General features: G+C 68.1%; 10 protein-coding genes. 8 read left to right on the forward strand and 2 right to left on the reverse strand.

Annotation, left to right across the window (positions count from 1 at the left end; translation table 11 throughout):
* Positions 1-20: 20 nt before the first annotated feature.
* The 6 genes from HDA44_RS03515 (at position 21) to HDA44_RS03540 (ending at position 21,372) form a co-directional block, all read left to right on the forward strand.
* On the forward strand, positions 21-572 hold the full coding sequence (locus HDA44_RS03515) for an OsmC family protein (RefSeq protein WP_184831271.1): 552 nt from the start codon (positions 21-23) through the stop codon (positions 570-572).
* 33 nt (positions 573-605) lie between these two features.
* Positions 606-1,796, forward strand: a complete 1,191-nt coding sequence (locus HDA44_RS03520) for a flavin-containing monooxygenase (protein ID WP_337906813.1) — start codon at positions 606-608, stop codon at positions 1,794-1,796.
* A gap of 73 nt (positions 1,797-1,869) precedes the next feature.
* Positions 1,870-8,733 carry a SpvB/TcaC N-terminal domain-containing protein gene (locus HDA44_RS03525; RefSeq protein ID WP_184831273.1) on the forward strand — a complete coding sequence of 2,288 codons (6,864 nt, stop codon included), beginning with the start codon at positions 1,870-1,872 and terminating at the stop codon, positions 8,731-8,733.
* 69 nt (positions 8,734-8,802) lie between these two features.
* Positions 8,803-17,988, forward strand: a complete 9,186-nt coding sequence (locus HDA44_RS03530) for a Tc toxin subunit A-related protein (protein WP_184831276.1) — start codon at positions 8,803-8,805, stop codon at positions 17,986-17,988.
* On the forward strand, positions 17,981-19,114 hold the full coding sequence (locus HDA44_RS03535) for a Kelch repeat-containing protein (protein WP_184831278.1): 1,134 nt from the start codon (positions 17,981-17,983) through the stop codon (positions 19,112-19,114). Before HDA44_RS03530 ends, HDA44_RS03535 begins: the two co-directional genes overlap by 8 nt.
* A complete protein-coding gene (locus HDA44_RS03540; RefSeq protein WP_184831280.1) occupies positions 19,111-21,372 on the forward strand; it encodes a tetratricopeptide repeat protein in 2,262 nt (753 codons plus the stop codon). The genes HDA44_RS03535 and HDA44_RS03540 overlap by 4 nt, the downstream gene beginning before the upstream one ends.
* A gap of 173 nt (positions 21,373-21,545) precedes the next feature.
* Here HDA44_RS03540 and HDA44_RS03545 read toward each other — a convergent pair whose 3' ends face one another.
* Complete coding sequence (locus HDA44_RS03545) at positions 21,546-21,734, reverse strand: hypothetical protein (protein ID WP_184831282.1); 189 nt, start codon at positions 21,732-21,734, stop codon at positions 21,546-21,548.
* Between the two features lie 192 nt (positions 21,735-21,926).
* Between HDA44_RS03545 and HDA44_RS03550 the strand changes: the two genes are divergently transcribed.
* Positions 21,927-22,103, forward strand: coding sequence for a hypothetical protein (locus HDA44_RS03550; protein ID WP_184831284.1), 177 nt, complete (start codon positions 21,927-21,929; stop codon positions 22,101-22,103).
* Positions 22,104-22,144: 41 nt separating this feature from the next.
* Entirely contained in the window at positions 22,145-22,396 is a 252-nt protein-coding gene (locus HDA44_RS03555) for a hypothetical protein (protein WP_184831286.1), read from the forward strand.
* A gap of 116 nt (positions 22,397-22,512) precedes the next feature.
* Here the strand turns inward: HDA44_RS03555 and HDA44_RS03560 are convergent, their stop codons facing one another.
* Positions 22,513-23,361 carry an SAM-dependent methyltransferase gene (locus HDA44_RS03560; protein WP_184831288.1) on the reverse strand — a complete coding sequence of 283 codons (849 nt, stop codon included), beginning with the start codon at positions 23,359-23,361 and terminating at the stop codon, positions 22,513-22,515.
* Between the last annotated feature and the right edge of the window lie 51 nt (positions 23,362-23,412).

Below are 23,412 nucleotides of genomic sequence, written 5' to 3' on the forward strand. Positions count from 1 at the left end.
CCTAAGGAAAGGCAGCACGCATGACTACGACGGTTGTCAACGGCGTCAACGTCCAGGCTCTGCTGGACGCCCGTGAGGTGCTGAAGACCTCGCCCGAGGCCGCACGGTTCGTCTGGCGGGCATCGTCCACCTGGCGCAAGGGCGTGCACAGCACGACCACGATCGAGAAGTTCTTCGGGCTCGGCGCGGAGCAGACCCACCAGGCCGCGTCGGTGTTCGAGGCCGACCACCCCGCGGTCTTCGCGGCCGACGACAACGGCATCACCCCGATCGAGTACCTGCTGGTCGGCCTGGCGAGCTGCCTGACCGCCGGCGTCGCGTCGGTCGCGCAGAACCGTGGCATCCAGCTGCGCTCGGTGGAGTCGACGGTCGAGGGCAACCACGACATCCGCGGCATCCTCGGCGCCGACAGCGACGTACGCAACGGCTTCAACGACGTGAAGGTGACGTTCAGCATCGACGCGGACGCGTCCAAGGCGGAGATCGAGGCGCTCGTCGCCCAGTCGCAGAAGCGCTCCGCGGTGTTCGACGCGCTCACCAATCCGACCAGCGTGACCGTCGAAGTCGCCTGAGGACCGGCCATCGAACACACCTCGGCCGTCGTCATCGGCGCCGGCCACGCGGGTCTGGCGGCGAGTCACTTCCTGACCCGCCGATCCATCGACCATCTCGTGCTCGAGCGTGGCGAAGTCGCGAACTCGTGGCGGTGCGAACGGCGGCCGTCGCTGCGCTTGCTGACGCCGAACTGGCTGACCCGGCTGCCGGGCCATCACTACGATGGCCCGGAGCCGGACGGGTACCTGACGATGGCCGAGGTGACCGAGTTCATCGAGCGCTTCGCGAAACTCTCGGCCGCGCCGGTGCGGACAGGTATCGAAGTGCTTTCGGTACGACGTACTGACACCGGCTATCGCGTACTGACCAGCGACGGCGAGATCAGTTGTCGCGCGGTGGTGATCGCCAGCGGTGCGTTCAACCAGCCGGTCGTACCGGAGCTCGCGGCCGCGGTGCCCGAAACCGTGCAGCAACTGACGCCGTTCGATTACCGCGAGCCCGACCAGCTCGCGGACGGCGGTGTACTTGTCGTCGGCGCGTCGTCCACCGGGGTCCAGCTGGCCGCCGAGCTGCGGCGCTCCGGCCGCCCGGTGGTGATCTCGGTGGGGGAGCAGGCCCGGATGCCGAGGACGTACCGGGGCCGCGATGTGCTGTGGTGGATGATTGCCTCGGGCATCTGGAATCAGCGGTACGACGAGATCGACGACCTCGAGCGCGCGCGCCGGTTGCCGTCGCCGCAGTTGATCGGATCACCCGAGCGTACGACGCTCGACCTCAACGCGCTGACCACGCTGGGCGTGGAGCCGGTGGGGCGGCTGGCGGCCGTTCGCGACGGGGTGGCGTTGTTCTCCGGCGGTCTGCGGAACGTGTTGTCGCTTGCCGACCTCAAGCTGTCCCGGCTGCTCGACACGTTCGACGAGTGGGCCGGTGAGACGCCCGGTTCGCCTGGACGCTTCGAGCCAACCGCGGTTCCGTCCTCGACCCGGCTCCAGCTCGACCTGAGCAGCGGCGAGATTCGGACCGTCATCTGGGCAACAGGTTTCCGTCCCGACTACAGCTGGCTCGACGTACCGGTCCTCGACACGAAAGGCCGATTGCGCCACGACGGCGGCGTGGTCGACAGCCCAGGTCTGTACGCACTCGGCCTGCCTGTCCTGCGCCGACGCAAATCAACTTTCATCTACGGCATCGAGGACGACGCCCGCGACCTCGCCGACCACCTCGCTCGCTACTTGCGGTAAAAATGCCTTTACTGGCGGTGACTCCAGGCTGATACTCGAGGTGTTCGGGGAGCTGAGGCTGGGGGAGTCGTTGATGCCGGAACAGGCTGTCGTGCGTGATTTGCCGTCGTTGTCGTTGCCCAAACCCGGGGGTGGGATTCGCGGGCTGGGGGAGAAGACGTCGGCGAATCCGGTCACCGGTACGGCGTCGGTGAGCGTGCCGGTGACGATGAGTCCCGGTCGTGGGGCGGCGGCGCCGCGGCTGTCGCTGGCGTACGACTCCGGTGCCGGAAACAGCCCGTTCGGGGTCGGCTGGAATGTCGAACTGCCTTCAGTTTCACGGCGTACGGACCAGGGCGTACCGAAATACGACGAGTCCGACGTCTTCCAGCTGACCGGCGCGGAGGACCTGGTACCGGCACTGCGCGAGGTGGACGGACGATGGTTGCCGGTACGCCGGACCGACGGGGACTTCGTGGTCGAGCTCTACCGGCCACGGACCGAGGGCGCGTTCGAGCGGATCGAGCGGTGGCGGCACGTGGTCACCGGCGACCTGCACTGGCGGATCACCGGCGGCGACAACCTCGAGCGGATCTACGGGCGGGATCCGAGCGCCCGGATCGTGGACCCGGACGATCCGGGCCGGGTGTATCGATGGTTGCTGGAGAGCTCTGCCGACGATCACGGCAACGTCGTCGGCTACGAGTACAAGCAGGAAGATGCCGCGGGCACCGATCGGAACGCCTTTGCGTACAGGTATCTGAAGCGGATTCGCTACGGCAACGCGCGGCCGGGTGTCGCGGCGGACTTCCTGTTCGAGCTGGTGCTCGACTACGGGGAGCATGACCAGGCTCCCGACGAAGTACGGCCGTGGCCGGCGCGGCTCGATCCGTACTCCACGTACCGGGCCGGGTTCGAGCAGCGGGTGAACCGGTTGTGCCGGCGGCTGCTGATGTTCCATCGGATCGACGAGTTGGGTGATCAGCCGGTCCTGGTCCGCTCGACCGATCTGGCGTACGCCGCGAACCCTGCTTTGACGCAACTCACTTCGGTCGTGCATCGGGGCTATCTCGGCGGCAGTTCGAAGGTGCTGCCCGGCCTCGGGTTCGAGTACACGCCGCGCAAGGTGTCGGACCGGCCGGTACCGTTCAGCGGGCAGGGCCTGAACGCCTCCGGCTATCGGTGGACCGATCTCGACGGTGAAGGTGTGACCGGTCTGCTGGCCGAGCAGGGTGGTGCCTGGTACTACCGGGCGAATGACGGCGGCGGTGTGATCGCGCCGCCGCGAGCGGTCGATCCGGTGCCGTCCGGGGTGTCCCTCGGGGCGGGTCTGCAGTTTCTCGATGTCACGGGTGACGGGGTCCAGGACCTTGTTGACACCAGGGGGCGGGGGTACTTCGGCCGGGTCGATCGCGCCTGGTCGGGGTTCGAGCCGTTCGGGTCCGCGCCGACGCAGGCGTTCGACGATCCGAACCTCCGGATGGTTGATCTGACCGGGGACGGCTTCTCCGATCTACTGTGTACTTCCGACGACGGGTTCACCTGGTACGAGTCGACCGGACCGGACGGATGGCAGCCGGCGCGGCGGGTCGACGCGCCTGCCGATGACGATCACGGTCCGAGGCTGGTGTTCGCCGATCCGGAGCAGGCGGTGTACCTGGCCGACATGTCCGGTGACGGACTGACTGATCTGGTCCGCGTCCGCAACGGCGAGACGGCGTACTGGCCGAGTCTTGGCTACGGCCGTTTCGGCGCGAAGGTGATGATGTCGAACGCGCCGGTGTTCGACACCCCGGACCGTTTCGATCAACGCCGCATTCGTTTCGGTGACGTCGACGGGAGTGGCCCGACGGATCTGTTGTACGTCGGCCCGGACCACGTCAGCGTCTGGTTCAACCAGGCGGGCAACTCGTGGAGTACGCCGGAGAGTGTGCTGGTGGCGTGCCCGAACGGCGACGTACAGGTGGCCGATGCCCTGGGCAAGGGCACGTCCTGCCTGGTGATCGCGGAGGACCGCCCGGACGGTGAGGCCCAGCTTCGGTACGTGGACCTGATGGCGGACGGCAAGCCACATTTGCTCTCGCGGGTGGACAACAATCGCGGGCTGAGTACGACGATGCGGTACGAGTCGTCGACCGCGTACTACCTGCGGGACAGGGCCGCGGGCATCGAGTGGGAGACGCGGCTGCCGGTTCCGGTGATGGTCGTGAGCGAGGTCGAGCTCGTCGACGCGGTTGCCGAGACGAGTCTGGTGACGACGTACACCTATCGGCACGGCTACTACGACGGCGTCGACCGGGAGTTTCGCGGCTTCGGGTACGTCGAGCAGCGGGACGCGCTCAGGGTCGAACCGTCGGAGCTGTTCCAGCCTCCGGCCGTGATCAAGCGGTGGCAGCACACCGGACGGCGCGACCAGGCCGCCCCGATCCCGGTCGGTCTGACGGCTGAGGAGGAGCGGGAAGCCTGCCGCGCGTTGCGGGGCGCCGTGCTACGCGAGGAGATCTGCGCGGACGACGGCACACCGCTGGAGAACGAGCCGTACCAGGTGACCGAGTCGAGTTACGGGCTCCGGATGATGCAGCCGTCGGTCGACGGGCGCGATGCGGTCTTCCTGCGGTTGCCCGATCAGACGATCACGACCCACACCGAGCGGCAGGCCGGTGATCCGCGCGTCACCCATGAGTTGGTGTTGCGCGTGGACGACTGGGGCAACGTGCTGCGATCCGCGAGCGTTTCGTACGGCCGGACGGCGCCAGGCGATCCGGAACAGACGCGTACCCACCTGACGTGCACCGACCGCACGGTGGCGAATCAGGTGGCCGATACGGGTCCGCGGCGGGTCGGAAGCCTGACGTCGGAGCAGTCCTTCGAGATCGGCGGCGTGCCGGCGGACGGGCGCTTCGACCCGGTCACGCTCGGCCACGCGATCGATGCTTGCACTCCGATCCCGTACCAACAGGACCTGTCGGGAGCACCGGAGCGGCGCTCCATCGCACGCAAGCTCCAGCTGTATCAGTCAGACGATCTGCGGACCGAGCTGCCCGTGGGGTCGGTCGGGTCGCGGGCCATTCCGGCGCGCGGCTTTCAGCAAGCGTTCGAGGACGGTCAACCGGCCAAGCTGTACGGCGACCGGGTGCCGGACGCGATGCTCGGCGCGGCAGGCTACGTCAGGATCGATGGCGAGTCCGGATGGTGGTCGCCGTCGAGCCGGCAGCAACTCGACGCGGATCGCTTCTGCCTGCCGGTCGCGGTCATCGATCCATTTGGCGCGGTCAGCCGGATCGAGTACGACGTGCACCTGCTGGCGCCCGTACGCGTGCAGGACCCGGTCGGCAACATCTCGGTGGCCGAGTTCGACTACCGTGTACTGCAGCCGACCGTGATGACAGATGCGAATGGCAACAAGTCGATGGTCCGGATCGACGAGGTCGGCCTGATCACCGCGACCGTCGTGCAAGGAAAGAACGGTGCGGGGGACACCCTCGACGCGCCGACCACCTGGCTCGAGTACGACCTCACCGTGCAACCGGTGGTCGTCCGGACCTATGCGCGCGAAGAACACAAGGGCGCGAAGGTCCAGGAGTCGAGGGCGTACTCCGATGGAACCGGTCGCGTGATGCTGATCAAGGTCCAGGCCGAACCGGGTGACGACGGACTTCCGCGCTGGGTAGGTACCGGGCGGGTCGTGTACGACAACAAGGGCATGCCGGTGAAGCGGTACGAGCCGTACTTCGCGAAGACGGCCGACTTCGACACCGAGGACGAGTTGGTACGGTCGGGTGTCACCGCCGTACTGCGCTACGACCCGCTCGGCCGACCGGTACGAACCGACCTGCCGGACGGGACGTACACGAAGGTCGTGCATGGCAGCTGGGAAGAACAGCAATGGGATGCCGGGGACACCGTCCTCGACAGTCGCTGGTACCTGGAACGGCAAGGCACCCGGGCGGCCGAGCTGTCGTCGGCGTACGACCGGACCTTCACGACGACCCGGCGGGACTCGCTCGGCCGGACCTATCTGACGCTTGCCGACAACAAGGCCGAGATCTTCCGTACCCGCCTCGATCTCGATGTTCAGGGCAACGAACTCGGAACCCTCGATGCTCGCGGCAACAAGGTGCTGGAGCAACAGTTCGACATGCTCGGCCGTGTGGCGCGAAGCCACGGCCCGGACGCCGGTGACCGCTGGTCCTTGGCCGATATCACCGGGGCGCCGCACACGGCGTGGGACGGCCGCGGCATCGTCAGTAGCTGGCGGTACGACGACCTGCGCCGACCGACCCATGCGTACGCTGACGCGCGGCTGCTGTTGCGGTACTACTACGGCGAGCGCGCCCCCGATGCCGAGGCGCACAATCTGCGCACCAAGCCGTACCTGACCTTCGACGGCGCCGGGCTGGCGCGGACGGCGGACGTCGACTTCAAAGGCAACGTGCTGCACACCGCGCGGCTGCTGACCGTCGATGCGATCCGGCAACCCGACTGGTCGGCGATCGCGGCCGTCGACGATCCCGCGTCGGCGCTGGCGCTGATGGCCACGTCGCTGGAGGACAACTCGTACGACACCGTGACCGCCTTCGACGCGCTCAACCGCCCGACGTTGCTCACGGCACCCGACGGAAGCCGGATCCGGCCGGCGTACAACGAGGCGAACCTGCTGGAGAAGATCGAGGTCGCGATCGGCGCCGACTGGGTTCCGTACGTCACGAACGTCGACTACAACGCCCGCGGCCAACGGGTCCGGCTCGAACTCGGTTCCGGCATCCGTACGACGTACAGCTATGACCCGGAGTCGTTCCGGCTGACCAACTTGACGAGCGTCCGGGGCATGACCGTGTGCCAAGACCTGGGCTATACGTACGACAGCGCCGGCAACATCGTGGAGATCACTGACGCGGCCCAGCAAACACTGTTCTTCGCCAATCAGGTCGTGACCCCGGATCGCCGCTACGAGTACGACCCGACCTACCGCCTCATCGCGGCGGAGGGCCGGGAACACATCGGCCAGACGGCGACCGAGCAACCCGGCCCGGATGACCCGGTGCGGTACCGCATCCCGCATGTCAACGATCTGAACGCGATGCGGCGCTATCGCGAGGTCTACGAGTACGACGAGAGCGGCAACTTCCGGTCGATGAGCCATCAGGTGAACGGCGCCGCGACCTGGCGTCGCCGTTATGCCACGGCCGCGGACGGAAACCGGCTCCTGGCGACGAGTGTTCCGGGTGACGCCGATGCACAGTTCGCCGCGACCTACAGGCACGATGCCAACGGAAACTTGACCGCGATGCCACACCTTCCTGAACTGGTCTGGGACAGCGACAACCGGTTGACCGAGGTTGATCTCGGCGGTGGCGGCACGGCGTACTACCAGTACGACGCGACCGGGCAGCGCGTTCGGGCGACGATCGTCGCGGCCGGTACGACCGACGTACGGATCTATCTCGGCGGAACCGAGATCTACCGTCAGCTGGTCGGCGATCGGGTCCAGCGCGAGGAACACACGTTGCACGTCATGGACGGCGATCGCCGGATCGCGCTGGTCGAATCGACCACGATCGACTCGGGCCGGCCGGTGTCGGCGCCGCGGCCGGTCAGCCGGTACCAGCTCGGTGACCACCTCGGCAGTTCGTACGTCGAGGTGGATGCCGATGGCAACCTCTTGTCGTACGAGGAGTACCACCCGTACGGCACGACGTCCTTTCATTCCGATCGGGGTGCGGGCGTGAGCAAGAAGCGCTATCGCTTCACCGGCAAGGAGAAGGACGCCAAGACCGGTCTGTACTACCACGGCGCCAGGTACTACGCGTGCTGGCTCGGTCGCTGGCTCACTCCGGACCCGGCCGGGTTCGTCGACGGCCCGAACCTTTACCTCTACGTCAGCGCGAACCCGGTCCGGTTCCATGACCCGACCGGGCACGCGGACCGGGAAGGCGACCAGGCCGCCCGGACGACGATGTCGACGGCGTCGAACATGGCGCTCGGCGCCTGGGACGCGGTCCGCGGCAACGTGGCCGGCGCCTGGGAGTTCATCCGGCCGAAGACGCCGGAGGAGCGCGAAGCGGACTTCCAGCGCGGCCACGACGAGATAGCGGCGGCCTATCGCGAGGGCAACAATGCCTTCGAGGGCGTGCGCAATGTCGTGAACCTCTACAACCCCTTCTACATCGGCGCGAAGAACGTCGAGAACAGCCTCAAGGCGATGAAGGAGGGCGACGCCCGGACGGCGGCCCGCGAGTGGGTCTCGGCCGGGATGCTGCTGGACGGAGCCCGCGGCGAGGGCGGCGGCGGACACGGATCGGCCCGGACCGAGCCGGCCACCGTCGCGGTGACGCCGGAAGGAGTCACGGTTCCGGTCCCGAAGTCCGAGCCGGTCTCCGCACCGGCCGGGCGCCAGGGCGGTGGCGGAGCCGGGTCTCCGGTGGCGCTGGAGGCCCGGGGCAAAGCGCAGGCGCCGAAGGCCAAGCCGGAGGCGGCACCGCCGAAAGGACCGGTCGAGTACACCGGGCCGGACCGACAGCTGGGGCCGGGCGGGCCGACGACACGCACCGGGCAGCAGGTGAAGAACACCAAGGGAACCGGTAACGAGCGGGCGGCGGTGAACCAGCAGCACCAGGCCGAGCTGTACCGCGGGACCCACAAGCAGATTCTGGAGATGACTCCGGAAGGGCCGCGTTTCTTCGACGTTCGCGCCCGCGTCAACGGCATGGAGTTACGGGTCGAGGTCAAGAGCTACCTGACGCACCGGACCGTCGACGGCGCGGTGGTCGTCGGCGCCGTGCCGGCCTCCAAAGCGATCCTGGACCAGGTCAAGAAGGACGTCTCCTGGCGCGCGGCGGGCGCCGCGATCGGTGAGCCCCGGTTCGTGCAGTGGGTGTTCACCGGCGCCCCGCCGACCGCGGATCTGGCCAGGACCCTGCTCAACGAGCACATACCGTTCGTCACCACTTCCAAGTAGCCCGGGGGGCTTACCGTGGCAGCTACAACTTCAGGCACATCGTCAGGCACGGCCTCCGTCCGGGGGCACGTGCGCCGGCCGGACGGCGGCGCGGTCGCCGGGCTCGAGGTCCGCGCCGGAGTGCGCCGGTTGCGGTCGACCGAGGAGCTGGGGAGCGCGACGACCGGCGCCGACGGCACGTACACGATCGTGTTCCCGCCGCGCGGGTCCGGGTTCGACCTCGTTGTCGAAGCATCGGTCGACGGCCGGACGTGGTCGGTCGTCCGTCCGTCGGCGACCGCCGATGAGGTGGTGGACCTGCAGGTTCCTGGCGCGCCGGCACCCGAGTACGCCCGGGCCGTCGGCGCCGTCGAGCCGCATCTCGACGGGCAGCAGCTGACCGCGCTGACCGAGCCGGGCGACTACGAGTTCCTGGCCCGGGCGTCCGGAGTCGATCCGAGTCAGGTCGAGGCACTCGCGGTCGCGAGTCGGCATGCGGCCGCGACCGGTCTGCCGGCGGAGCAGTTCTACGGTCTGCTGCGGATGGATCAGCCGAGCGACCTGGCCGCGCTCGCCAACGTACCGGCCAGTGAGCTCGGGGCGGCATTGACCAGGGCCGCGGACGCGGCGGTGATCGAGTCTGGTGGCAATCTGGTCCAGGAGCTTCGCGCGCGGGAGGCCGCAGCCGTCACCGGCGGCGCCGGCCTGGTCGGTCAGCTGTTCTCGAAAGCCATTCCGGACGAGGCGCAGCGGTCAGCGGTGGTGGCGGCGTACCTGGAACACCGCGATGACCTGCGGGCGTTCTGGTCAGCCGTCGGACCCGAGCCGTACGCCGCCCGGCTGAAGCTGACCTTCGAACTCGGCGCGCTGACCGACGGTGACACCGAGCTGGTCGGCTCGCTCCTGGAGAGATGCGGGCAGGTCAAGGATCTCGTCACAGCCGATGACCTGCCGGCGAAAGTGAAGGGTCGGCTGGCAGCCTGGTTCCCGACCGCGTACGTCGCGCATCGGCTGGCCGCCGCGCAGACGGCCCAGCAGACCACTGAGCGGACCACGGCGATCGATCCGGCGGCGGCGTTCCTGGCGGACAACCCCGACTTCGATCTCGTCGGTACGCCGGTGAACGCGACCTCGGTACCCGGCGAGGATGCCCGTTCAACACTCGCGGAGATTCAGCGTACGCTGAAAATCGCACCGCGCTTCGAGGCGATGCAAGCCCTTCGTACGCAGGGATTCACGTCGGCCTCGGCGGTTGTCGCGTACGGACCGGACGAGTTCGCCGACAAGCTTGCGGGCGACGTCGACGTGGACGAGGCGCGCCGGATTCACAGCCGGGCGGTGCAGGTGCATGCCGCGGCGGTCAATCTGGTCACGGACCTGCGGTCAGCGGGGCAGATCGACGTACCGTGGCTGGCTCCGTTGCAGCCGTTGACGGATCAGATCCCGAACTGGGAAGAGCTGTTCGGGTCGACCGACTACTGCGCCTGCGCCGAGTGCCGATCGCTCTACAGCCAAGCGGCGTACTTGGCCGATCTGCTGACGTTCCTGCGCGAGCTCGGCATCGACTACGGGTATCCGCGCGGCGGCGAGGGGTTCGCCGAGGCGCAGGGCGACCCGTTGAGTTCCCGCCGTCACGACCTGTGGGAGCTGAAGCTCAGCTGCGACAACACCAACCTGCAGCTGCCGTACGTCGACCTGGTCAACGAGCTCCTGGAGACGGCGGTCTCGCCGACGACTGCCGTCCCCGCTGCCGACCGGCAGACGAGTGGCGATCCGGGCCAGCTGCGGGTTCGCCCCCAGCACGTGAACGCCGGCGCGTACGCGACGTTGCGGACCGCCGTGTACCCGTGGGGGCTGCCGTTCGACCTATGGCGACTGCAGATCGGCACCGCGCTCGACCAACTCGGCGTACCCCGCGAAGCATTGCTCAGGGCAACCAGTGCGCCGGGCGCCGACTCGGCGCTCGTCGTCGAGGAAGTCCTCGGTCTGACGAAGGTGGCGGCGCAGATCGTCTCGGGGGAGGCGCTGACTCCGGCCCGTACGTTGCCGGAGTTCTGGGGGTTCCCGGCGGACACCACGCCGGACTCCCTGATCGAGGACCTGTTGCCGGTTCGTGCCGTGCTCTACCGGTCCGGGCTGAACTACGCGGACCTGGTGGCAGTACTGGAGACCAGGTTCGTCAACCTCCAGATCACGGTTGATCCAGCCGACCCGTGCAACACCGCGGGGATGCGGATCGCTCAGCTGACTACGGACGCACTCGACCGGATGCACCGCTTCGTGCGGCTGCAGCGTGCGCTCGGGTGGTTGCCGAGCGAGCTGGACCGCGCCATCGCCGCTCTCGGAGGAGGGACACTCAACCGGACCACGCTGGCGCAGTTGGCAGCGGTACGACGACTCGCCGAGCGACTCGACCTGCCCCTTGAGCGCGTGCTCGTCTTGATCGGCCGTTTCGATGGGTTCACTTATCCATCGGTCGACCAGCTACCGCTGTACGACCGATTGTTCCTCGATCCGACAGTCGTCGTGACGCAGCCGGGTGTCGCGAACCCGTTCGCGCTGAACGCCACGCGGACCGAGGTGGCAGTCAACGGACCGCTGCTGGACTCCACGGTCACGGCTGGCCTGCTGGCCGTATTGCAGGTGACGGACGAGGAGTTGTTGCTACTGGTGAACGGTCCACGGTCGGTGACGCCTGACCGTACTGTCACACTCGACAACCTGTCTGCCCTGGTCCGCACGGTGACACTGGCCAAGGCGCTCGGGTTGAGCGTCGCGGACCTGCTGCGGCTGATGGAGCTGTCTGGGCTGACCTTGCAGTCAGTGACGCTGCAGACCCCGGCTGAGGCCGAGCTGATGGGTGGACAGCTGATGCGGTTCCCCACGCCTCCGCCGCCCGTCCTTCGGGATCAGCACGAGTCGGAGCTGCAGGCCGGGGCGCTGCCGCGCTTCTCCGCGCCGCCGGTCACCTCGGCGGCCGCGATCCCGGTCGACGTCGCGCTCGACCGACTGAGCCGCCTCGCCGACGCGGTACAGGAGCTGTCCGCGTTCGGAATCGGCGATCTGGACACCATCCTGGCCGGTTCGCTCACCGGCGTGCCGGACGACGGGCAGCTGGAGCTGACGCTGACGGCGCTGCGGGCGGCACTGCAGGACGTCTACCAGGAGACCGCGCAGAGCGACGACGACCAGGGTGATCTCACCCGGAAGAACCTCGGACTGCTCGGCTGGGATGCGGCGGCCGTTGACGATGCGCTCGCGACCTTGCGGGGTACGACGGTCTATCAGGAGCCGCTCGCGACACTACCGACCGCGATACCTGCAGGTCTGCCGGTACGTTATGACCCGGTCGACCTGCAGCTGATCTGCACCGGACCGATGACGGACGCCGACCGGCAGCAACTCGAAGGTCTGAGTGCGGACGCGGCGTACCGCGCCGCGATCCTCGCTTTGTGGGACGCTCCACGCGATGCGGTCGCGAGCCGGATGAAGGCACTGCGGCCACCCACGTACGCCACGCGGCTGACCGCGCTTCCCGGTGACCTCGACCTGCCGAAGCCGATGGCGGGTCGGGTGTACTACGACGCGACCACCGGCTCGTTGTGCTGTCGCGGATTCCTGTCGGCGGCCGATGCCGAGATCCTGTCGGCGGCGTCGAACGATCCCGCCTTCAAGGTGGCGGTCGCGGACCTGCGCCGGCTGCAGCTCGAGACGCCGATTGCCGACGGCAACCAGTTCTTCACGCGGGCCGAGGCGGATGCGCTGTTCGCCACCGATCTCGGTGCGGCGGGGCGATTCCGGATCGTCCAGGCGAAGCTCGGACCGGTCGTCCGGAAGCTGCTCACCGAGACCGCGGTGAAGCAGCACCTCGGAACCGCGACCGGTCTCGATGCCGCCACCGTCGAGGCGCTGCTCGGGACCTGGCTGCCCACCGTTCCGATCGCCACGTTCCTCGCGCCGGAGTACGTCGGCAGCGATCCTGCCGTACCGGTGATCCGCTCCGGCTTCCCCGCGCAGTACGTCGCGCTGACGCAACTGCATCGGGTCGCGCTGCTGCTCACCCGAGCTGGGATCGGGGCGCGGGACCTGCCGTTGAGCTGCGGGTACGTGTCCGCCGGTTGGCTGGATCTCAATACCTTGCCGCGGGCGGACGTCGCGGGCGCGTCCCCGTTGTTCGGACCGCTCCTCAGGTTGCTCGCGTTGCTGCGGCTACGGACCGCCGTACCGACGGTGGGCGCGGTCTTCGCTGCGGTTGGTACGGCCGGGAGCACGGTGGCCTCGGTGCTTGCCGCGCTCAGTACGGAGACCGGCTGGAACCTCGACGACGTCACGGTGCTGGCAGGGCTCCTCGGCCTCGACCAGGTCGCCGAGTTCGCCGACGAACGGAACCTGCTGGCGCTCACTGGCGCGGTCAGGGTCATCCAGCGGCTGGGCGTGTCCGCGACTCGCGCCGGCGCCTGGCTGGCCGCCGAACCGACCGCGCAGGCTGGTGAAGCCGCGTGGCAGGCGGCGAAGGCCAAGTACGCGCTGCCGGACTGGCCGGCAGTCGGCGGGCCACTCCAGGACAAGCTGCGTGAGCTCCAGCGGTCCGCGTTGCTGTCGTACCTGGTGGCGAACCCGATCATGGTCGACGGGGCGCCGGCCTGGTCGGACGAGATCGGCGTACACAACTACTTCCTGCTCGACGTCGAGATGGGCCCGTGCCAGCAGACGACCCGTCTCGCCCAGGCGATCTACAGCGTGCAACTGTTCATCGAGCGCTGCCGGCTGCACCTGGAACCGACCGCGGACGACGGTTCGCGCTACGCGTGGCCGCGCTGGGAGTGGATGCAGGAATACCGCCTGTGGGAGGCGAACCAGAAGATCTTCCTGTACCCGGAGAACTACACCGAACCCGAGCTACGGGCCGGGAAGTCGCCGTTCTTCGTCGACGTCGAGAACGAACTGCTCCAGGGCGAGGTGACGAACGACGCCGTCGAAGCGACCTTCCTGAACTACCTCGAGCAACTCAACGGCGTAGCCCGGCTGCAGCCGTGCGGCATGTACAGCTACTACAACGAGAAGCTGTTCGAGACGACGCTGTACGTCTTCGCCCGGACCGAGTCGACGCCGCGGCAGTACTACTTCCGCCAGTTCACGTACGACGGTCAGGAGCTGCAGTACGGGATCGGCGAATGGACGCCGTGGCAGCACATCGAGCTGGACATCGAGGGCGAGACCCTGGTCCCGGTCGTCTGGAACGAGCGGCTCTACATCTTCTGGCTGAGTTTCGTCGAGGTGGCCGAACCGCAGCCGATCAAGTTCCCGCCGGACAACGGCGTCATCCCGCTGCCGGACAAACATTGGGAGATCAAGCTCAACTGGAGCCAGTACGTCAACGGGCAATGGCAGGCGAAGAAGATCTCGCAGCAGGTGCTCAGCACCGCGATCCCGCCGTATCAAGAGGTGATCGGCCCATTCGTCTACCCGCTGACGCCACCCGAGGACGCGAAGCGGAAGGATCTGTACGTCTGCCGGCCGGCGATCGATCCCACCAGCGGCGACCTGGTCATCTGGTGCATGCTGAACGGCACCTGGGACTACTCCTTCACGTTCCCGATCTCGATCACGTTCACCAAGGGCGTCGCGGGAGGTTTCCAGTTGAGCTCCCGCCGCGGGACGGTGAGCGTCGCTCCACTGACGCTGCGTCCGCCGGGAGACATTCCGCCGATCGTGCCGGTGCCGACCAACACGTACACGCAGAACAACGAGTTCGTGGAGCGGCCGGACGGCGACGGCAAGCTGTGGCTCCCGTCGCAGGAGGACCCGCTGACGATGCTGCGGCGGATGGATCGGACACCGGGCGCCACGCCGTTCCGGGTGCTGTACCCACACCAGTACTTCCGGAACTGGGAGAACCTGGCGATGTTCTTCACCGACGCGACCCGGACGTACCTGGTCGAGCCGTTCAAGTACTACCAGCCGGACCCGGGGACCGAGCGCCCGCTGCCCGCGCTCGCCCGCGCGCTCGCCTCCGGCCGTACGCCGATCGCTGCCGCCGCGCCACCTGCGTTGCTGACTGGACCGCCTCCCGCGGTCCCGCCGGGTGCCGCGCTCCAGCCGCCGGTGAGTGGCACGCTGGTTGTGCCCGGCCCGGCGCCGGCAAGTGACCTCGGCGCGGTGGTGCCCGCGGCGTCGGACGGCTGGGAGTTCCTGATGGCGAAGTTCGTCAGGTTCTACCACCCGCACGTCGAGCTGTTCATCGGGACACTGACCAATTTCGGACTCGAGGCGCTGTTCGATCCGGTGCTGCAGGCCGATCCGGAGAGCTTCCTGCCGGTACGCTTCAACTTCGGTAGCGAGCCGGACTCGGTGTACGCCGCCAACGCCGGCGCGGTCGCGCAACCGTACCCGGACGAGCCGGTCGCCTTCGAGGACGACGACGCGTACGCGACGTACAACTGGGAGCTGTTCTTCCATATCCCGTTGATGATTGCCGAGCGGCTTTCGGCGAATCAGCGGTTCGAGGAGGCCCAGCAGTGGTTCCACCGGATCTTCGATCCGACCGCGACGGCCGGGACCGGGCCGCAGCGGTACTGGCGGACCAAGCCGTTCGCGCAGAAGACCGATCCCGATTATCAGAAGGAGCGGATCGAGAAGATCCTCGCCGCGCTGGGCACGGGGGACACCGAGGCCGAGCAAGCGGTGTTCAACTGGATCGACAATCCGTTCCAGCCGGATGCCGTCGCGCGGCTACGGACCACGGCGTACCAGAAGGCCGTCGTGATGAAGTACCTCGACAACCTGATCGCGTGGGGCGACCAGTTGTTCCGGCGCGACACGATGGAGTCGATCAACCAGGCCACCCAGTTGTACCTGCTCGCCTCGGAGCTCCTGGGCCGCCGGCCGGAGGAGGTCACCGACCGGGCCGAGCCGGCGCCGAAGAGCTATCTGGAGCTGGTCAGCACACCCGGCCAGGATGCGGTCACGCTCGCGGAGCACCTGGTACCGATGCCCGGTGGATCAGTGCACCCGACGATCACGCCGACCACCGGCAGCGGGTACCTGAACTATTTCCGGCTGCCGCGCAACGAGAAGCTCCTCGGGTACTGGGACACGGTCGCGGATCGGCTGTTCAAAATCCGGCACTGCCAGAACATCGACGGTACCGAACGGCCGGCCGCGTTGTTCGGGCCGCCGATCGATCCAGGTCTGCTGGTCCGGGCCGCGGCCGCCGGCGTCGATCTCAGTACGGTTCTCGACGACATCAACGCGCCGCTGCCGCACTACCGGTTCAGCACGATGCTGGCCAAGGCGAAGGAGCTCGCGGCCGAGGTCAAGTCGTTCGGTTCGACGCTGCTGACCGCGCTGGAGAAGCGTGACGCGGAGGTCCTCGCGCGGCTCCGGTCGACGCAGGAGCTCGCCGTACTGCGCGCCGTTCGGGACGTAAAGCAGCAGCAGGTCGACGAGGCCGCGGCGGCGCTGGAGGCGACGGTCCGGTCGAAGGCGACGGCCGAGGCGAAGCAGAAGTACTACCAGGACAAGAAACTGACGAACGACAAGGAGGACGCGCACCAGCGGCTCACCATGGAAACGTTCGGCAACCTGGAGATCGCGCGGACGATCAACATGATCGCCAGTGTGATCAGCGCGCTGCCGGACGCCAAGCTGGGTACGCCGACCACCATCGGCGTGACGTGGGGCAGTAGCAACATCATCGCCGGGCTGCGGGGGATCTCCGAGGCGCATGTCGCCGGGGTCGGGATGAAGCAGGGCCGCGCGCAACTCTCGGCGACGCTCGGTGGCTACGACCACCGCTTCGAGGACTGGCAGTTCCAGGCGGCGCAGGCCGGGCTCGAGGCGAACCAGCTGGAGCAGCAGATCCAGACCGGCATCATCAAACTCCAGATCGCGCAACACGAGCTGGCCAATCAGGACCTGCAGATCTCGAACGCGAAGGCGACGGACGAGCTGCTGCACGCGAAGTTCACCAATCAGGAGCTGTACGACTGGATGGCCGGCCAGATCTCGACGACGTACTTCCAGGCGTACCAACTGGCGTACGACGTGGCGAAGCGGGCCGAACGCTCGTACCGGCACGAACTCGGCGTCGACGACTCGAACTTCGTGAAGTTCGGCTACTGGGACAGCCTGCACAAGGGCCTGCTGGCCGGCGAGAAGCTGGCCACCGACCTCGGCCGGATGGACGCGGCGTACTGCGAGGCGAACGCCCGCGAGTTCGAGCTGAGCAAACGGATCTCGATCGCCCAGCTGGACCCGGACGCGCTGCAGAGCCTGAAGCAGACCGGGCGGTGCTTCGTTTCGTTGCCGGAGGCATTGTTCGACCTGGATACGCCGGGCCATTTCCGGCGCCGGATCAAGAGCCTGAGCATCACGGTGCCGTGCGTGGCCGGGCCGTACACCGGTGTCAATCTGACCGCGACCTTGCTGCGGAGCTCGATACGGGTCGATCCGCGCACCGGGGACTATCCGCGCAAGCAGAACGATCCGCGGTTCCGGGACGCGGCCGGGAGCGTCGAGTCGATCGTGACCAGCGCCGGGCAGGAGGACGCCGGGCTGTTCGAGACGAACCTGCGCGACGAGCGGTATCTGCCGTTCGAAGGCGCCGGCGTGATCAGCGAGTGGGAGTTGAGCCTGCCGGACAAGTTCCGGCAGTTCGACTACGAGTCGATCACCGATGTCGTACTCCATCTGCGCTACACGGCACGCCAAGGCGGCAGCGGACTGGGGGCCGACGCCGTCGGGCAGCTCACCGACGCGCTCGACAGGTGGGTGCACGCCGGTGGCGGTCAGGGGATGTTCCGGGGCTTCAGCGTTCGCCGCGAGTTCGCGGACCAGTGGAGCCGGTTCCTGCAGCCGGCCGGTTCGTCCGACCCGCAAGTCACTCTGACCCTGTCCAAGGATCGCTTCCCGTATCTGTTCCGCGATCACCGCCTGACTGTCGACAAGCCGACGGTTGTCCTGGTGCTGTCGAGAGCGGCCGTCGGCGTCTACCGAACCGCTACTGCCTTGCAGGTGCAGGCCTCGACGCCGAGCGGGCCGGACGGGGCGACGCTGAGCCCGGGGCCGGATGGTCAGCCGCAGGGCCGACTGACCAAGGTCAACGCCGAAATCACCGAAACGGCGGCCGACTGGGTGCTGTCCATTCCGCGTACGGTGATCGCACAGCTGCCGGAATCCCTGCGGACAACGGACAACCTCCTGCAGCCCGGCGTCGTCGAAGATCTGCTCCTGGTCTGTCACTACACGGTCGCGGAGATCGGGACCGATGGCTGACCCGGCGTGGACCGCTGCCGCGGATCTGCCCATCGCCGGTTGGTGGGCGGGACAGACGAGCCTGCTGCGGCTGAAGGACCGGGAGGCGTTGCTGCTCACCGGTGGAGAAGACAGTCGCCGACAACCGCTCGGTGCCAGCTGGATCTACGAGGCCGGCGCCTGGCACGCGACCGGTCCCGTCGTTCTTCCCCGGCGGCTCGCCGGTGTGACCCTGCTCGGCGACGGCCGGGTCCTGGTGACCGGTGGTCTCATCGGGGAACCAACGCGACCGGAGGTGCCGACGGCCGCTGCCGAGATCTTCGACCCGGTCGCGGAGAAGTGGACCGTGGCCGGCGCACTGCAGCAGGCCCGGTTCGCGCACACCGCGACGTCGCTCCCGGACGGCCGGGTACTAGTTGCCGGTGGCAACGCTATCCGTTCGGCGGACTCCAATCGGGCGCTCCGCTCGGTGGAGATCTTCAACCCCGGATCAGGGGCCTCGGAGCTGGTCGAGCCGATGACGGACCCACGGTTCGCCCACATCGACGTACCGTTGCTCGACGGCCGGATCCTGCTCGTCGGGGGAGCGGTGGTGGCCGGGCCAGGGCTGTACGGCGCTCAGGCGTTGTGTGAGCTCTACCAGCCGTCGACCGGGCTCTGGACAGCGACCGGCAACCTGGAGATCGGGCGAAAGGGGCATCAGGCGACCCGCTTGCTGGACGGGAGCGTCCTGGTCAGCGGCGGCGACGGTCGTGGATTGCAGAGCTGGGAGTACGAGCGTTACAGCCAGACGGCGACCGAGGTGTTCGAACCGGACAAAGGCACCTGGAAGCGGGTCGGTGAGATGGCGTGGGGCCGCAGTCACCATCGGGACGTGCTGCTGCCGTCGGGCCGGGTACTGCAGGTGGGCGGGACGGACAGTGGTTCGTTCGACGCCGGGTACCGGAACGCGGCGGTGTACGACCCGGCGACCTCGGCCTGGACCGAGACGGTCGCGCCGACCGTTGGCCGCTTCGGGTTCGCCGCCGGGCTGGTGGACGGACGGGTGTTGATCGCGGGCGGGTTGAACCGGTCCGGAGCCGCGACGTTCGCCGCGGGGGCGGATGTCGTGACGGCTTCCGCCGAGTGTTACCAGGGGGCATCGTGACAGTGGAATGGCATTCGGCGGGGGAGCTGCCGGTCGCCCTCGGGTTGTTCGGCGACGAGTCGATGCTGCTGGACGACGGTCGCGTACTCGTGGCCGGCGGGGTCGACGGCCGGCGTACGGCACTGGACGCGGTCACGCTGTACGACCCGGAGACCAATGTCTGGTCGGCGTCGAACCCGATGCTGACCAGCCGCCGCGATCACACCGTCACCCAGCTGAAGGACGGCCGCGTCCTGGTCGCCGGTGGCGAGTCGGGGAAGCTGACGTTCCCGTTCGACGGGCTCGCCACCGCGGAGCTGTTCGACCTGAAGACCGAGACCTGGACCGAGACCGGTGCCATGCACACCGCTCGATGGGGCCACACGGCGACGCGCCTCCCGAGCGGCAAGGTGCTCGTCGCGGGCGGCGCCGGGGCCAGGACACCGGAGTCGTACCAATCCTGGTCATCGGCCGAGCTCTTCGACCCGGGCAGCGGGACCTGGACACCGGTCGACGACATGACGGACGCGCGGATGGGCCACACCGCCGTACTGCTTGCTGATGGCAATGTTCTGGTGATCGGCGGGATGCTGTCGACCGGCCGGGGCGACGGAGTCGCGCTGGGTTTCTGCGAGCTCTACAACAGCGACACCGGTCGCTGGACGCCAACCGGCAGCCTCACGATGCCGCGGATGTCGCACACGACCGCGCTCCTGCCCGATGGGTCGGTACTGGTGGCCGGAGGCTGGGTTTCGACTGTTCCGGTCGGATGGAACTATCAGGAATACAGTCAGTGGTCGGTCGAGCGGTACGACTCCGTGGCCGGCCTGTGGTCCGCCGACTCCAACCTGCCCGGCGGCCGGGCCGACCACAAGATGGTGCTGCTCAGCTCGGGGCAGTTGCTGCTGGCGGGTGGTACCGAGGCGGCCAACCCGGACACCGGCTACCCCAGTGTGTTGCTGTACGACCCGCGCCTTCGGCTCTGGTCCACGGTGGCGCCGATGACGGCAGGGCGCTTCGGGTTCGGGCTGGTCGCGCTGAAGGACGGCCGGGCACTCGCGATCGGAGGCATCGACCGCGCGGGTCAGGCGCGCCCGCATCCGGGTGACGACGAGGTGATTGCCGCGACCGAGACGTACGGCGAGTACGTCGTACCGAAGCCGCCGACGCAGGAGGAACTCGACGACTGGCTCAGACAGGGCGAGGAATGGTCCCGCGTGGCGGCCGTCGATCACCGGGAGGGCCGGGATCCGGACGCGGTTGCCGCCGAGCGGAAGGCCGCGGTCTTCTTCCTCCGGCTCCGCCGCGCGCGACAGGCGTACACCTGGCGCTGGGCGCACTCGGCCGTGTACCTGGGCATCTACCTGTCGTACGCCGGATCGCCCGACGAAGCCGCCGCGTCCGAGGCAGCCGCGATCGACGCCTTCCACGAGATCGGGGACCGGCCACTCGAGGCCTGGGCCGGCTCGAATCTTTCGGCCGTGCTGGACCGGGCCGGCCGGTATCCCGCTGCCGTGAACGCGCAGCAACAAGTACGGTCCATCTACACCGAACTCGCCGCCGCCGACCCGAACTACCGGGGCATCCTCGCCCAGACGAACGTCTTTCTCGGCCAATACCTCAGCCATGCGAACCGCCCGGACGAGGCCGTCTCGGTCACCGAGGAGGCAATCAACCTCTATCAGCAAATCGGCGATCAGGGTCTGACCGGGTGGGCGTACACCAACCTCGCGGCCTATTGTTCCGCCGCGGCCAGATACCCGGCTGCCGCCGCCGCCCAGACCGAAGCCTGCCGGATCTATCGAAACCTCGCCGCCACCGACCCCAGCTACCGACCGGTCCTCGCGCAAGCGGCGGTGATCCTCGGTGGCGTCCTCGTCCAGACCAGCCAGTACGGCCAGGCGATCGCCGCGATCCAGGAAGGCATCGACCTCTATCGCGCGCTCGCCGACCGCCCGCTGCTCGCCTGGGCCCTCGGCAACCTGCGCGCCGCGGCCCAGGCGGCGAACCGGCTCCCCGCGGCGATCGCCGCCGGGCAGGAAGCGCGGGACATCTACGCCGGCCTGGCAGCGGCGGACCCGGCGTACAAACCGCTGCTGGCCGACGCCGCGCTCCGGCTCACCCAGGCCATGCTCGCGGCGAACGACCACGCGGCCGCGCTCACCCCGGCCCGCGAAGCCGTCGACCTGTATACCCAACTCACGGCCGCCGACCCGACGTACGCCGCCCGGCTCGCACTCGCCCGGCAACTCCTCGATCAGACCCAAACGGTCCCATAGCGCGAGACGATTTCTGGAAAGTGTAGTCGTCCACTATCCTTTAACCTGGCCGTGTTCGTGGCGAACTGGTTGCCGTCGGCCCCGAACACCAGGCGGGACCGCCGGCCTCCCCGCCACGGACATGGCCGAACCGGACCGTCACGATCCTGGTGTATCCGTAAACCTGTCGACGATCAGCCGTCGTTCGGGTCGTCGCAGTAGGTGCAGGGCCACTCCTTCAGCTGAAACTCGCCCAGCGGCACGGCACCCGGGCCGAACCAGCTGTCGATCAGCGCTTCGTCGGTCAGTGCCCCGGACACCGTCGATCCCCACTGCACCAGCCGCAGCAGCGCGACCAGTCGTCGAGCCGTCTCACAAGCCATCGATCCCTCCCGATAGGTGTATCGGGCAACGACCTGCCGATGTTTCACAATCCCCACAACAAGTTTCCACCGGGCCGTGGCGCCGTGGGGCCGGTCTCGGTCGGCCGCGGGAGATCGGAGGTCTTCACGACATCTTCACATCCGTCGGCGAAGGTTGGTACGACGACGAAATGGCAGGACACGAAGTGCACGATGCGGCTCGGAATGTACGAGGACAGTGACAGCAGTGGGCCGACCGGTGGTACGCCGGCCTCCGATCCGTACTATCCCGGACCGTCCTATTTCCGCGACGAGCACGGCAAGAAGGGCCCGGTCGACACCTTCTTCATGATCCACGCGCCGGGTGACTTCAGCAGTACGACGAGCTGATCATCTTCGAGGGAGGTTCGTACAACGACGGACCGGCGCGGTTGCAGCTGGCGGGGATCTTCGCCGCCACCGGGATCGGGCAGGACGGAGATCCCGGCTTCGCGATGGAGCTCGACGGCGGCGGCTCGGCGGCCGTGGGTGTGCAGCAGGACAAGTTCACCAAGGTCGGTGGCGCGCTTGCGGCCAGCGGCTGCCCGGGAGCCCCGGTGTGGTGTACGAAGCCTGGTCAGCCCGACGGCAAACCGCGACCGGTTCCGACCTGGCTCGGGTTCGATCTGACGGTCGTTCCCTGACCATCGTCAACCGAACCTCACCAGTTCCTGGGGGGCGATCGTCTCATCGACGATCGCAAGGCGGCTCCGGTCTCTCGGCCGGTCTCCTGCCGGGAGATCGGAGTTTCGCGCCGCGGTCAGGGTTTGCGGCCGACGCCTACCCACAGACTGCACATGATGTCGGTGAATTCGCCGCGGGCGACGCGTCGGTCGGTGTCGGCGTCCGGGTGCCAGCGGAACGGGGTGACGACGCCGGGCTCGACCAGCTCGGTGCCGTCGAAGAAACGGGTGACTTCTTCCTTGCTGCGGACCTGGGCGCTGATGCCACCGTCGGACTTGAAGCCCTTGACCGCCCGGTCCCACATTTCCGGGGCGAAGTCGCCGGTGGCGTGCGAGAAGATCAGCATCGAACCGGGCGCGAGTGGCCCGACCAGTTGACGAAGGATCTCGTACGGTCGCAGGTCGTCGGCGAGCGAGTGGAAGACGCCGACCAGGCTGAGCGCGACCGGTTCGCCGAAGTCGATCAGCTCGTTGACCTCGCCGGACTCCAGGATCGTCCGCGGCTTGGTCAGATCGGCGTCCAGGTAGGCCGTCCTGCCTTCCGGCCGGCTGGTCAGCAGCGCGCGGGCGTGGGTGAGCACGATCGGGTCGTTGTCGGCGTACACGACGTGGGCCGACGGCGTGATTTCCTGGACGACTTCGTGCAGGTTCGGCTGGGTCGGGATGCCGGTGCCGATGTCGAGGAACTGGGTGATGCCCTGCTCGGCCGCGTACCTGGCCGCGCGGTGCATCCACATCCGGTTCGAGACCGCGGTCGCGCGCGAGCCGGGGAACGCCTGCAGCAGGTGCTCGGCGGCCTGCCGGTCGATCGCGAAGTTGTCCTTCCCGCCCAGGAAGTAGTCGTAGACGCGGGCAGTATGCGGCCGGTCGAGCTTCAGTTGCTCGAACAGTTGCGGGTCGACGTTCTCGTCCTGCGGTTCAGCCATCAGAAGTCCTTCGCGCGGCGGCTTCGTTTACTACTCGGACAACGTGTCCGG

Source organism: Kribbella solani (assembly GCF_014205295.1).
Classification (GTDB): Bacteria; Actinomycetota; Actinomycetes; order Propionibacteriales; family Kribbellaceae; genus Kribbella; species Kribbella solani.

Coding starts and splice junctions, on each gene's coding strand:
- HDA44_RS03535 (WP_184831278.1), top strand. CDS start 17,981: ATGGCTGACCCGGCGTGGACCGCTGCCGCGGATCTGCCCATCGCCGGT.
- HDA44_RS03545 (WP_184831282.1), bottom strand. CDS start 21,734: ATGGCTTGTGAGACGGCTCGACGACTGGTCGCGCTGCTGCGGCTGGTG.
- HDA44_RS03515 (WP_184831271.1), top strand. CDS start 21: ATGACTACGACGGTTGTCAACGGCGTCAACGTCCAGGCTCTGCTGGAC.
- HDA44_RS03550 (WP_184831284.1), top strand. CDS start 21,927: ATGCGGCTCGGAATGTACGAGGACAGTGACAGCAGTGGGCCGACCGGT.
- HDA44_RS03560 (WP_184831288.1), bottom strand. CDS start 23,361: ATGGCTGAACCGCAGGACGAGAACGTCGACCCGCAACTGTTCGAGCAA.
- HDA44_RS03525 (WP_184831273.1), top strand. CDS start 1,870: ATGCCGGAACAGGCTGTCGTGCGTGATTTGCCGTCGTTGTCGTTGCCC.